We start from the raw sequence: 12,023 nt of genomic DNA, 5'->3' as shown, positions 1-12,023 counted from the left end.
ACCACACCGCTACCAACTAGCCGGTCGCAACACCCTATTAAGGCCGAAATCGGCGCATACTCGGGGTCTGTCACTGGGGGTCTGTGGGTGGCACGGCGCAATCGCCACGGCAAGACAGCCCCGCCCCAGCCCCGCCGCGCCAAAACCCCGGCTGCGAAGTCCGGCAAACGCACGGATAATGGCGCGCATGGCTCAAGGATCTTCAAACTCGCTCAAGCACATGTGGGACACGCGCCCGCGCCGCATCCCGAAGGACGAGGGCGGACGCGCCGTCATCGCCGGTGTCTGCGCCGGTTTCGGCGAGCGCTACAAGGTCGACCCGGTGGCCGTGCGCATCGCGTTTGTCATCCTCAGCCTCGTCTTCGGCGGCGGCATCTTCGCCTACCTGCTGTGCTGGATGTTCATGCCGCGCGTGGGCATGACCATCACCCCGGCCAAGGCGATCATCACGCCGAAAAGCGAGCTCACCCCGCACGAGATCGAGGAGCGCAAGCCCGGGTGGTGGCTACTTATCGGCCTGATTGTGTTTCTGCCCGCGGCCGGCCAGGCGGGGGATGTGCGCGGCACCCTGATCAGCTTCGCCGCGTTCTTCTTCGTCTGGTTCTTCACCTACGCGCGCCAGCCGGAGCCGCCGGCAGGCCCCAACAGCAACGACGACCTGGTCTGGCGCTAGCCAGCAAAACCAACTAGCGGTAGCGCTTCGGCACGTCCGGCTCACCGAGCGTGAGCATCAGCCGGTTCGCCCAGTTGAAGAACGCGGATGAGTTCACCACGTCCAGCACCGCCAGGTCGTCCAGGCCCGCGGCCCGCAGCGCGTCCACGTGCGGCGCGCCGAACTCGTAGGGGGTGCGGGTCAGCGCCACTGCGGCGTCGCGGATGGCGTTCCACAGCTCGGATTTAAGGTCGGCGGTGACGCCTTCGCTAAGAAGCGTGTCAATGGCCTCCGCGTCGCCGCCTTCCTCCTTGGAACGGCCCTGGTGCACCGAGGCGCAGTACTCGCAGCCGTTCAGGCGCGAGGCCACAGTAGCGGCGAGTTCGCGCTCGGCGCGGCCCAGGCCGCCCTCGGTGTTGTAGAAGATGTCCAGGTCCGTCAGCGTGCGGGCTTTCAGCGCCTGCGGATCGCGCGCGAGCAGGCGGAAGTACTCCATGTCGGCGCGCTCGGGCTTAATCAGCGCGTCGATGTGCTCGTCGGTCAGCTCGTCCTTTTCCAGCGGCGCCACCCACGGCTTCCAGCCCAGCGGGTGCGCCACAAACTTCTCAGGCGCGACCACCTCGGGCTGCAGGGTGGCCTCCGCGGGCGCCCAGCCGGGATCCGCAACGCCGGCTCGCCTATCGACGCCCTCCGGCACCTCGCCGCCACCCGCCAGCACACGCACGCCGTGCACGACACGCAGCTGGAACGCCACAAAGGCGATGAGCTGGCCGAGCGAGACGATCGCGTTTTCGTTGTAGCCCGCCTCCTGCAGGTGCCCGATCGCCGCGGGGGATGCGTCCTTGGGGTGGAAGGTGAGCAGGTGGGCGAAGTCGAACGCGGCGGCCAAAGCCCCCTCGCCGAAGGTCACGAAGTCGCCGCCGGCGTAGGGGCCGGCGGACACGCCTGCACGCACGGCGTTTTCGACCACGGCGACCAGCGACTCGTCCTCGTCGGCAAGCAGGTCGGTGTAGAACGCCGCGGCGCGCTTCGCGCCGGAGATACCGGCGATGAACGCGGCGACGGCGTAGCGGGTGGACACCGGCAGCGCCTGGGTCAGCGCGTCGTCGGCGGGCTCGAACAGCGCCTCGAAGCTGCGCTGCGCGTTGTCCACGGCCTCGGGACGGCGGCGGCGCAGCTCGGCCAGCTCCGCCGGGGTCTCGGCGAGGGCGTCAATGATGTCGGTGTGGTTAGACAACAAATTCTCCTAACTGTCGGGCGCGGAACACGGTGCCGGGGATGGCGTTGATGAGCTCGCGGGTGACATCGTGCTTCGGGTGTGCAAACACGTCGTTGGTCGCCCCGTATTCCACCTGGCGGCCGCGGCTGAACACGCTCACGGTATCCGAAATCTGGCGCACCACCGCCAGGTCGTGGGAAATGAACACGTAGGTCAGGCCGAGCTCGCGCTGCAGGTCCTCCAAAAGCTCCAGGATCTGGGCCTGCACGGTCACATCGAGTGCGGAGACGGCCTCGTCCAGCACCACCAGCTCCGGCTCCACAATCAGTGCACGGGCGATGGCGACGCGCTGGCGCTGCCCGCCGGACAGCTGCGCCGGGGTGCGGGAGGCGAACGTCGCCGGGTCCAGCGCCACGCGCGCCAGGAACTCGTCGGCACGTTTCAGCGCCTCACGCTTGGATGCACCGGCGAGGTTGCGCAGCGGCTCGGCGACGATCTCGCCGACGCGCATCTTCGGGTCCAGCGAGGAGTACGGGTTCTGGTACACCATCTGCACCCGGCCGCGAAGGGCCCGCTGCTGCTTCGGTGTCAGCCCCGTCAGCTCCGTGCCGTCTAGGGTGATGCGTCCCGAGGTGGGCTGGTTGAACATGGAAATCGCGCGCCCGGTGGTGGTCTTGCCGGAGCCGGAGCCGCCGACCAGGGCGTGGGTGGAGCCGCGCGCCACGTCGAAGGAGATGTCCTCGACCGCCGTGAAGTCGCCGTAGCGCTTGGTCAGACCGCTGACGGAAAGGAGGGTCTCGGGGGTGACCGGAGGACGTCGATAGGCATCTGCGACCGCAAGCGAGGGCACGTTGGCCAGCAGGCGCTTCGAGTAGTCCTGCTGCGGGTTGGTCAGCACCTGGCCCACCGGGCCGTGCTCGACCACGCGGCCGCGCTCCATGATCACAACATCGTCCGCCCGGTCGCCCGCAACAGCGAGGTCGTGGGTGATGAAGATGATGCCAAGGCCCAGCTCAGCGCGCATCTCGTCCAACAGGTCCAGGATGGTCTTCTGCACTGTGACATCGAGCGCGGACGTCGGCTCGTCCGCAATCAGCACCTCGGGCTCGAGCGCCACCGCGGCCGCGATGAGCACGCGCTGCTTCATGCCGCCGGACAGCTCGTGCGGGTACTGGTTGTAGCGGCGCTCCGGGTCGTCGATGCCCACGCGCTCCAGCAGGGCAATTGCTTTGCGACGGCGCTCCGCCGCATCCCCCACCCCATGAATCTCCAGGCCGTCCTCTACCGAGGCGCCGATGGTCTTCAACGGGTTGAGCGAGTTGTTCGGATCCTGGGGCACCAACCCGATCTTCGTGCCGCGCAGCTTGCGCCACTCAGCGTTGGTCAGCCCGGCGAGCTCTTCGCCCTTGAACCGGATGCTGCCGGAAAGCACGTTGCCGGAAGGACCCAGCAGGTCCAGCGCCGCCATGGCGGAAGTGGTCTTGCCGGAGCCGGACTCGCCCACAATGGCGGTCATGTTCCCGGCCTCGACGGAAAACGAGATGTCGCGCACCACCGGGTCCGCGTCGCCGTACGCGACGGTCAGGCCGCTGACTTCAAGCAGAGGCGTGGTCACTTCACATCACCTTCCTGTTGGATCACCTGAGACAGGTGGTTGGCGGACATCACGGTGGCCACGATGGCCAGGCCGGGCAGCAGGATCAGCCACCAGGCGGTTGCCATGAAGTCGCGGCCTTCCGCGATGAGCAGGCCCCACTCCGGGGTCGGCGGCGGCGCGCCGTAGCCCAAAAAGCCCAGGATGGACAGCTGCAAGATGGCGGTGCCGAACTGCAGCGCCGCCAGCGCCAGCACCGGGGTCAGCGAGTTCGGCAGCACGTGGCGGAACAGCACCTGGGCCTGCGTTGCGCCGGAGCCGTAGGCGGCCTCGACGAAATCCGCGCCCGCAATCTGGATCACCTGCGAGCGCGCCAGGCGCGCAAACGTGGCCACCGACGTCATGCCGACGGCGAACGCCGCCTGCAGCGAACCGAAGCCGGTGACGATGATGATGGACAGTGACAGCAGGATCCCGGGGATGGCCAGCAGCACATCCACCAGGCGCATCAGCACCGTATCCACCCAGCCGCGCTGCGTGCCGGCGATCAGGCCGATCAGGGTGCCTAGCACCAGGCCGACGGCCACGGCGATCAGGGCGCCGAGCAGCGACTGGCGCGCGCCGTAAACAACGCGCGAGAACAGGTCGCGGCCCACCGCGTCGGTGCCGAAGATGTACTCGCCGTTGGGGGAAAGCAGTGCCACGTCGACGCCGTTGTACGGGTCGTGCGGCGCGAAGATGCCGGGCACGATCGCCCACAGCGCGGCGATGGCCAGCACGATCAGCGACAGGATGGTCGCCGGCGAGCTCCAGCGGCGGTGCTTGCGGGCCTTGCGCGGCCGGTGGTCCTTCTGCGGCGCGCGCTGGTTGTGCACCAGGTTGGTCGTGCTCATCGGACGGCCTCCTTTGCGGTCGTAGCCGGGGTGTGTGCGGCGGTCTGCTCATCAGGGGCCGCAGGGGTGGTGGCGGTCTGCGCCACGGCCTGGTCGCGCAGACGCACGTCCAGCACCGGGTAGAGCAGATCCACGATCAGGTTGATCACCACGTACGCGGTGGCGGCGATGAGCACCACGCCCAGCAGCACCGGCATGTCGCGGCTGGACACGGCGTTGACGGTCAGCGAGCCCAGCCCGGCGCGGCCGAAGACGGTCTCGGTGACCACGGCGCCGCCGACCAGCTCGCCGAACAGCAGGCCAGCCATGGTGATCGCGGGCAGCAGCGAGTTGCGCAGCACGTCACGCCAGAAGATGCGGGCCTCGCTCGCGCCGCGGGCGCGCACGACCTGCACGAACGGCTGGGCGCGGACCTCGTCGATGGAGCGGATGAGCACCTGCATCAGCGGCGCGGCCATGGGCACGGCGAGAGTGAGCGTGGGCAGGATCAGCCCCTCCAGCGGGGTCGGGTCAACCACGTTGACCCAGCCCAGACGGAAGGAGAAGAACTGCAGCAGCAGGATGGCGATCCAGAAGCCCGGCAGCGAGACCATGAACGACGGCAGGGCGCGCACGGCGCTGCGCAGCGCGCCGGCGCCGGGCAGGGTGGCCACGTACGCAGTGGCCAACGCCACCACGATGGCTAGGCCCACGGATGTTGCGGCGAGCGCGAACGTGTGCGGCGCGGCGTCCGTGATCAGGTCGAACACGGGCGTGCCGGTGGCCACCGAGTAGCCCAGATCGCCGGTGAACAACCCGCCCAGGGTGGCGAAGTACTGCTGGATCAGCGGCTTGTCCACGCCCATCTGCTCGCGGATCTGCTCGATCTCCGCCTGGGACAGGCCCAAGGCCGGGTCCGCGTAGCGGGCGGCCACGCCGTCGGAAGGCAGGGCGGAGAGCAGGAAAAACGCCAGGGTGTAGGCCAGAAGGAGCACGATGAGCGCCTGGCCGATGCGCTTGAGAACGTACTTGCCCATCTACTTGTCCTCCTCGCGGTCGAAGTACACCGAGTAGAAGCTTGGGCGCGCCACCGCCTCGGTGTCGAAGCCCTTCACGTGCGGCGCGAGCGCGTAGACCTGCGGCTCTTCAAACAGTGGCAGCGTGTAGGCGTTTTCGGTCAGATGGTCCTGCACCGCCTTGGAGGCGGCGGCGCGGCCGGCGTCGTCCGGGGTGGAGACCACCTTGTCCAGCAGCGCCTGCAGCTCCGCGTCGATCGGCGTGCCGTCGCCGGCGTTGTTCAGCAGCGAATCGCGGCGGTCCACGGACAGGTGCGATTCGATCACGTCGTAATCCGCACGCCCCACCATGGTGTGCATGAGCTGGACGCGGTTGATGTCCTTTTGCGCCGCGTTCTGCGTTGCGCGGTCGCCGGCGACCATGTTCAGTTCGATGCCCAGCTCGCGCAGGTCGGACTGGATCATGGTGACGATCTCCTTCGAGCGCGGCTGCGGCAGGGCGTGGTTGACCCACAAGCTCAAGCGTTGGCCGTCCTTTTCACGGATGCCGTCCGGCCCGGAGACCCAGCCGGCGTCGTCGAGAAGCTGGCGCGATTGATCCGGGTCGAAGGTGTAGGCGCCCGGCTGCTCCGCGTAGCCCAGGGCCTTCGAGGTCATGGACGAGGTAGCCAGCGGGTAGGAATCCGACAGCAGGATGCGGATGATCTCCTCGCGGTTGATCCCGTGGATGATCGCTTGGCGGACGCGGATGTCCTGCAAAAGCGGGTGGTTGAAACGCAGCGCGAACTGGTTGTTCATGCCGTTGGCGGTGGCGGCGACCACCTGCACGCCCTGGTCCTTCAGGTGGCGCTCCACCGGCGGGGAGATCGTGCGCGCGGCGTCGGCCTGGCCGGACAGCAGCGCGCCGGAGCGCATGGCCTCTTCCGCGGCCAGGGTGTAGTGGATGCCGTCGATACGCGCGCGCCCCTGGTGCTCGAGCGACGGCGGCGCCCAGTCGTAGTCCTCGCGGGCCTTGAGCACTAGGTCGGTGCCCAGGGTCTCGCTGTCCACCACGAACGGGCCGGAGCCGATGACGTTTTCTGCGTTGCCGGGGCCGAAGTCCTCGTTGCGCAGTTTGAGCGAGGAATCGGCCAACAGCCCCGCGTTGTAGGTGGACGTCGCCTGCGCGAAACCGGGCGAGGGCTCGGAGAAGTAAAAGCGCACCGTGTCCTCGTCGACAACCTCGCCGCGCTCGTAGTTGGAGATTTGCTCCGAGACGTTGAGCAGCCGGTCCTTGTCGCCCAGGCCGAACAGGTCGAAGTTGTCCACGATGTTCTGCGCGGTCATGGGCGTGCCGTCGGAGTAGGTCACGTCGGTGCGGATGTCGAAGGTGAACACCGTGGCGTCGTCGTTGATCTCCGGCAGGTCCGTGGCAATCCAGGGCTCAAGCTCCAGCGTCTCCGGGTCCTGGTAGAGCAGCCGGTCCGTCAGTTGGTTGACCACGCCGCCGTTGGGGTAGAACCCGGCGGCCGGCGGGTAGAGGCTGTTAAACCAGTTGGATTCCAGGTAGGTGAGCACGTCACCGTCGTCGCCGCCTGCCGCCGCCGCGCACCCGGCGAGCAGGCTGGCTGCCGCGCCGAGCGCAATTGTTGCGGCTACCTTTGTTTTAGGCACGTTATCGCCCCTCTTTCTTCGGTTGCGCAGTGCACATTACCACTGTTAGACAATCTGGTTCTTTCACAGTAGACTAGGCAGTCTACATACGATCATTAGTTCACTGAAATCGTGGAGGTTTTTCACCGTGGCAGCATCCATCGCAATCGTCGGAGCAGGACCCCGCGGCATCTCCATCACCGAACGCATCGCCGCCTACCTGGGCGACCGCAGCGAGGGGCTCACCCTGCACATCATCGACGACGCCCAACTCGGCGCCGGCCGCATCTGGGACACGGATCAGACCCGCACGCTGTGCATGAACACCCTCGCCGGCGCAGTCACCCTGTTCACCGAGCCCGGCGCGACCGTCTCCGCCCCCGTGCTCGAAGGCCCCACCATGTACGAGTGGATCCAGGCGCTGCGCGGGGAGAAAAGCCACCCGCTTATCGACGCCTCCGGTGCCTCCCTCCCCGAGCACTACAACGAGGAGCTGCGCGCCACCCGCCCCGAGTCCAACCCCTCCCGCGCGCTGTACGGCGAGTACCTGTGCTGGGCATGGAAGGTCGCGCTCGCGCAGCTGCCGGACGCAGTCGAGGTGGTCGAGCACCACTCCCGCGCGGTGTCGCTATCGTCCGAGGGTTCGCAGGACGCCATCACGCTTGCCGACGGCTCCGTGGTGTACACCGACGCCACCGCCATCGCCTCCGGCTGGGTGCTGCCCGCCCCCACACCGGCGCAGCAGGCGTTCGCCGACTCGGGCCTGACCTACATCCCGCCGGGCAACCCGGTGGAACAGGACGTTGCAAAGCTGCCGGCCGGCGAGTGCGTGCTCGTGCGCGGCATGGGCATGGGCTTTTTCGACCTCATGGCGCTGACCACCATCGACCGGGGCGGCCGCTTCGTCGAGGACGCCTCCGCCCGCTCCGGCCTGCGCTACGAGGCCACCGGCAAAGAGCCGCACTTCGTGGTCACCTCCGGCCGCGGCTACCCCTACCTGCCTAAGTCCGAGTACCACTCCCTGCCGCCGAAGGCTGACCTGTCGCGCCTGCGCGCGGCCATCGACGCATCCACGGCACCTGTGTCGTTTGGCCTTGCGCTGTGGCCGGCACTGGCCCGCGACGCGTACGCCGAGTACTACCGCGTGCTTGCCCGTATGCGTCCAGAAGCGCTCAGCGTGCCGCTCGACGAGGTCCTGACGGCCATCGACGCCGTCGACCTTTCCGCGGCCGCTTCCCCGGACGACATCCTGCCGGTCGCCGACGCGCTGACCAAGGCGCTCGACGGGATGAGCACCGAGCCGTTCGACATGGCCGCCTGGGTGGACCCGCTCGCCGGAACCGAGGAGCTGGACCTGGAGGAGCTGAACCGCCGCGTCGCCGAGGCCATGGAGGCCGACATTGCCGAGGCCGTGTCCGCCTGGGACTCCCCGCTCAAGGCCGGCCTTTGGGCGATCTCCGCGGGCCGCAAGCCCAGTGCGATCGCCACGCAGAACGGCCGCGGCCCCCGCGAGGCGGCGCTGTCGCAGTACATGGCGTTCGGCCAGATGGTCGGCTCCGGCCCGCCGCTGTTCCGCACCCGCGAGCTGCTCGCGCTTTTCGACGCCGACCTGGTCACGTTCTTAGGCCCCGACCCCGTGGTGGAGGTCGCCGACGGCGAGTACACGACGGTTAGCCACGGTCGCACGGTGCACGCCGCCGCGCTTGCCGACGCCTTCCTGCCCGGCCCCGACATCCGCACCTCCCCCGACGCGCTAACCGCGTCGCTGCGCGAGGCCGGACGCGTGCGCCCGTTTCATGGCTCCGCCTCCCCGGAGACCGACGATCACACCCGCCGCACCGTCCACCCCGACGGCGAGCTGGACGCCCGCCTGCACATCGTGGGCATCCCCACCGGCAAGCAGTGGGCGGACACCACCATCTCCCCCATGCCCGGCACCGATCCGCTCATGCTGCAGGAGACGGACAAGACGGCACGTTCGCTGCTCACCCAGGCGGGCGTGCTCTAGCCTAAGTCCCGCGCCACCGCCCACCTGGTGAGCTGGTGGCGGTTGGAGGTCTGCGTCTTGCGCAAGATGTTCGACGCGTGTGTCTCCACCGTCTTGACCGAGATGTACAGCCGCTCGGCGATCTCCTTGTACGTGTAGCCACGCGCAAGCAGCCGCAGCACCTCGAGCTCGCGGCGGGTCAGCGAATCCACCGCCGGGTCGTCCTCTTCCACCACCGGCCCCGAGGCGAAGGCATCGAGCACGAATCCGGCCAGCCTCGGCGAGAAATACGCGTCCCCGCCGCGCACCCGCTCAATCGCTTCGGCGAGCTCGGCGCCTGCGATGTTCTTGGTTACGTACCCACGCGCACCGGCACGGATCAGTGCGATGACGTCCTCGGCGGCATCGGAGACACTCAGCGCCAGATACGCCGGGCCCGGTGCCCGCTTGAGCACGGCCAGTCCGCCGCCGTCGGGCATGTGCACGTCTAAAAGCACCACGTCCGGGCGCGTGCGCTCGATCCCGCGCACCGCCTCAGCGACGGTGCCTGCCTCACCAACGATGTCAACCGCTCCCGCCAGTTCGGCTTTGACCCCGGCGCGGAAAACGGAGTGGTCGTCCACCAAGAACACGCTCGTCATAGGTCCAACGCTATCTCTACCTCGGAGCCATTGCCTATCGACGACACCACGCGCACCTCTCCCCCAACCCGCTGAACGCGGCCCACGATGGAGTCGCGCAAACCATGCCGGTCGTGCGGAATGGCGTCCGGATCAAAACCGGTGCCGCGGTCGCGCACAAACACCTCGAGCCTGCCCGCGAGATTCTCCGCGTAGACGTCGATGGTGTCCACACCCGCGTGCTTGGCGGCGTTGACCATTGCCTCCCTCGCGGCGAGCACGACCGCTTCGGTACGCTCGTCGAAGGCGACATCCTCGCCCACCGTGACCGGTTGGATGACCACGCGGAAGGCGTCCTCCACCTCGCCGACCGCTTTCTGCAGGGCGGCGAAGGTGGTGGTGTGGTTGGGCACGGAGTCGTCGAAAAGCCAGGCCCGCAGCTCGCGCTCCTGGGCGCGCGCCAGGCGGGCGACCTCCTCCGCATCGCCCGCCTGCTTCTGAATCAGCGCGAGCGTTTGCAGCACCGAATCGTGCAGCCGCGAGGCGATCTCTGCGCGCTGGTCCGCCACCGCCTTCGCCTCGCGCTCCGCAAGCAACGAATTGGCCAGCTTGGCAATCAGTGGCACGACCAGCACCCCGACGCCGAGCACCGTGACCAGCACGGAGACCACCACACCGGCAACCCCTGCGCTCTCCCCGAGAAATGCCACGGCAAGCACCCCGGCCATGACCAGCAGCGCACCCAAGGTTAGCGCGGCGATGTTGCCCCACGACCCCGTGCCGCGGTCGTAGGCCTGCAGCGCAATTACCGCACCGACGATGAGCACGCCGAGCACAAATACCACCGTGGCCCCCGCGCCCGACGACAGCTGCAGCGCAATAAGCGCGCCTGCGAACCCGAGCACCACTAGCGCGAGATCCATCGTCCCCGGGCGCTGGCGCTGCGCCCCGCTGTCGTCCACGGGCGTACACATCCACAAACCGGCGTAGAGCAGCGCGCCGAACCCGCCCGCGAAGCCGGCTACGACGAAGAACAGACGCACCCACTTTTCCTCCACCCCCAGGTGGTCGGCCACACCGGAGGCCACGCCGGCCACAACGCGGCGGGAGCGGTTCCGGGTCAGCCGGGGATACAGCGCAGACATAACCCCCATCGTTGCACGGGCAGGCCTTCGGGCACATCGGGGAAAACCCTGAAACGAAAGATCAGGGTCATTCCCGATACCGCAGCCTGCGCTCCCGCGGGAGGATGGAGCCATGGAGAACAACACACTCACGCAGATGTGGGACACCCGCCCGCCCCGCATCCCGGAGGACCAGGGCGGCAAAGCCGTCATCGGCGGCGTCTGCGAAGGCATCGGCGCCCGCTTCCACATCGATCCGACTTTCATCCGCGTGGTTTTCGTCGCGCTCTCGCTCGCGTTCGGCGGCGGCATCTTCCTCTACCTGCTGTGCTGGATGAACATGCCCCGCTTCGGGCTGACCCGCAGCCCGTGGGGCGCGATCATCACCCCGAAAGAGCAGCTGACCGCGGCGGAGATAAAGGAACGCGACACGGGCTGGTGGCTGCTGCTCGGGCTGTTCCTGTTTTTACCGTCCGCTTCCGTCGCAGGCGATCTGCGGGCAGTACTAGTCACGTTCATCCTCTTCGCCGCCGGCTGGTACTTCCTGCACCAGCGGCAGCCGGAACCCCCGGCGGGGCTGCTGGCGGGCGGGCCGGAGGAAACGTCGACGAGCAATGGGCCCACGGTGGACACCACGGGCCTCACCGTGCCCGAAGGTTACGAGCACCCCGGGCAGCAGGCGCCTGCATGGGATCCGCTCGGCGTGGCCCCTGACCTGTGGCACCTGCCGGATCCGGTCGAGCCAAAGCCGGAGTCTGCGCGCACGAAGCAGCGCTACTGGTTGTGGATACCTGCCGCACTGGTGCTGGCAGCAGTGGCCCTGTGGACGATGTCCGTACTCAACTCACTTCGCATCGGCGCAATCGGAGACTTCGGCGTTGCCAATGTCACCGCCTACTCCGCCGAGGCCATGCCGGAATTCAAACACCGCATCGGCGAAGCCCGGATCGACCTTTCGCATATGGAGCCACCTGAAGAACCGACAACAATCGAACTCAGCAACGGCCTCGGCAAAATCGACCTCAAACTCCCCACCGACGTTCCGTTAATTGTCAATTGCGACGCAAAGATTGGGCGCGCCAGCTGCCCCGAAGAAATACAAAACGCGGACAAGGACAGCGCCCTGCTCACGATCAACGTGACGCAGCGCGTCGGGTCTGTGTCCGCGTATTACGGGGAGTGACTTACTCCCACTCGATGGGGGCGGACACCACCATCTCCCCCATGCCCGGCACCGACCCGCTGATGCTACAGGAGACGGACAAGACGGCGCGTTCGCTGCTCACCCAGGCAGGCGTGCTTTAAAT

Annotated in this window: 11 protein-coding genes; 4 read left to right on the top strand and 7 right to left on the bottom strand. The window is 67.8% G+C overall.

The features are described from left to right. Nucleotides 1-187: 187 nt before the first annotated feature. Nucleotides 188-673, top strand: a complete 486-nt coding sequence (locus HMPREF3151_RS03100) for a PspC domain-containing protein (protein WP_141741288.1) — start codon at nt 188-190, stop codon at nt 671-673. Between the two features lie 13 nt (nt 674-686). On the opposite strand, the gene HMPREF3151_RS03095 is transcribed toward HMPREF3151_RS03100, so the two are convergent. Genes HMPREF3151_RS03095 through HMPREF3151_RS03075 form a run of 5 tightly spaced genes read right to left on the bottom strand, consistent with a single transcriptional unit; the run spans nt 687 to nt 7,006 of the window. Continuing rightward, nucleotides 687-1,889, bottom strand: a complete 1,203-nt coding sequence (locus HMPREF3151_RS03095) for an alkylhydroperoxidase domain protein (RefSeq protein ID WP_070473391.1) — start codon at nt 1,887-1,889, stop codon at nt 687-689. Next, nucleotides 1,882-3,486, bottom strand: a complete 1,605-nt coding sequence (locus HMPREF3151_RS03090; protein WP_070473389.1) for a dipeptide ABC transporter ATP-binding protein — start codon at nt 3,484-3,486, stop codon at nt 1,882-1,884. The genes HMPREF3151_RS03095 and HMPREF3151_RS03090 overlap by 8 nt, the downstream gene beginning before the upstream one ends. Next, entirely contained in the window at nt 3,483-4,358 is an 876-nt protein-coding gene (locus HMPREF3151_RS03085; RefSeq protein ID WP_083290152.1) for an ABC transporter permease, read from the bottom strand. The genes HMPREF3151_RS03090 and HMPREF3151_RS03085 overlap by 4 nt, the downstream gene beginning before the upstream one ends. Beyond that, nucleotides 4,355-5,374 (bottom strand): ABC transporter permease, encoded by a 1,020-nt coding sequence (locus HMPREF3151_RS03080; protein WP_070473387.1) that lies wholly within the window; start codon nt 5,372-5,374, stop codon nt 4,355-4,357. The genes HMPREF3151_RS03085 and HMPREF3151_RS03080 overlap by 4 nt, the downstream gene beginning before the upstream one ends. Beyond that, entirely contained in the window at nt 5,375-7,006 is a 1,632-nt protein-coding gene (locus tag HMPREF3151_RS03075; RefSeq protein WP_070473385.1) for a TIGR04028 family ABC transporter substrate-binding protein, read from the bottom strand. Nucleotides 7,007-7,133: 127 nt separating this feature from the next. Here HMPREF3151_RS03075 and HMPREF3151_RS03070 point away from each other — a divergent pair, with 127 nt between their 5' ends. Continuing rightward, nucleotides 7,134-8,993: an FAD/NAD(P)-binding protein gene (locus tag HMPREF3151_RS03070; protein WP_070473383.1), complete on the top strand. Its 1,860-nt coding sequence runs from the start codon at nt 7,134-7,136 to the stop codon at nt 8,991-8,993. Here HMPREF3151_RS03070 and HMPREF3151_RS03065 read toward each other — a convergent pair. Both HMPREF3151_RS03065 and HMPREF3151_RS03060 read right to left on the bottom strand, forming a co-directional pair. Continuing rightward, complete coding sequence (locus tag HMPREF3151_RS03065; protein ID WP_070473381.1) at nt 8,990-9,613, bottom strand: LuxR C-terminal-related transcriptional regulator; 624 nt, start codon at nt 9,611-9,613, stop codon at nt 8,990-8,992. The two genes, HMPREF3151_RS03070 and HMPREF3151_RS03065, sit on opposite strands and share 4 nt — an antisense overlap. Further along, nucleotides 9,610-10,737 (bottom strand): ATP-binding protein, encoded by a 1,128-nt coding sequence (locus HMPREF3151_RS03060; protein WP_070473379.1) that lies wholly within the window; start codon nt 10,735-10,737, stop codon nt 9,610-9,612. The genes HMPREF3151_RS03065 and HMPREF3151_RS03060 overlap by 4 nt, the downstream gene beginning before the upstream one ends. Before the next feature lie 112 nt (nt 10,738-10,849). Between HMPREF3151_RS03060 and HMPREF3151_RS03055 the strand changes: the two genes are divergently transcribed. After that, complete coding sequence (locus HMPREF3151_RS03055) at nt 10,850-11,899, top strand: PspC domain-containing protein (RefSeq protein WP_070473377.1); 1,050 nt, start codon at nt 10,850-10,852, stop codon at nt 11,897-11,899. Beyond that, the gene (locus tag HMPREF3151_RS12210) at nt 11,896-12,021 is read left to right on the top strand and encodes a hypothetical protein (protein WP_256365522.1); all 126 of its coding nucleotides are present in this window, start codon (nt 11,896-11,898) and stop codon (nt 12,019-12,021) included. The genes HMPREF3151_RS03055 and HMPREF3151_RS12210 overlap by 4 nt, the downstream gene beginning before the upstream one ends. Nucleotides 12,022-12,023: the final 2 nt, after the last annotated feature.

Origin of the sequence: Corynebacterium sp. HMSC05H05 (assembly GCF_001807265.1) — a bacterium.
Classification (GTDB): Bacteria; Actinomycetota; Actinomycetes; order Mycobacteriales; family Mycobacteriaceae; genus Corynebacterium.
This window is presented reverse-complemented; position numbering and strand designations above follow the sequence as displayed.

What these genes read in the sequence shown, in the direction of transcription:
- HMPREF3151_RS03065 (WP_070473381.1), bottom strand. Translation starts at nt 9,613, where the DNA reads ATGACGAGCGTGTTCTTGGTGGACGACCACTCCGTTTTCCGCGCCGGG.
- HMPREF3151_RS03100 (WP_141741288.1), top strand. Translation starts at nt 188, where the DNA reads ATGGCTCAAGGATCTTCAAACTCGCTCAAGCACATGTGGGACACGCGC.
- HMPREF3151_RS03085 (WP_083290152.1), bottom strand. Translation starts at nt 4,358, where the DNA reads ATGAGCACGACCAACCTGGTGCACAACCAGCGCGCGCCGCAGAAGGAC.
- HMPREF3151_RS03080 (WP_070473387.1), bottom strand. Translation starts at nt 5,374, where the DNA reads ATGGGCAAGTACGTTCTCAAGCGCATCGGCCAGGCGCTCATCGTGCTC.
- HMPREF3151_RS03060 (WP_070473379.1), bottom strand. Translation starts at nt 10,737, where the DNA reads ATGTCTGCGCTGTATCCCCGGCTGACCCGGAACCGCTCCCGCCGCGTT.
- HMPREF3151_RS03055 (WP_070473377.1), top strand. Translation starts at nt 10,850, where the DNA reads ATGGAGAACAACACACTCACGCAGATGTGGGACACCCGCCCGCCCCGC.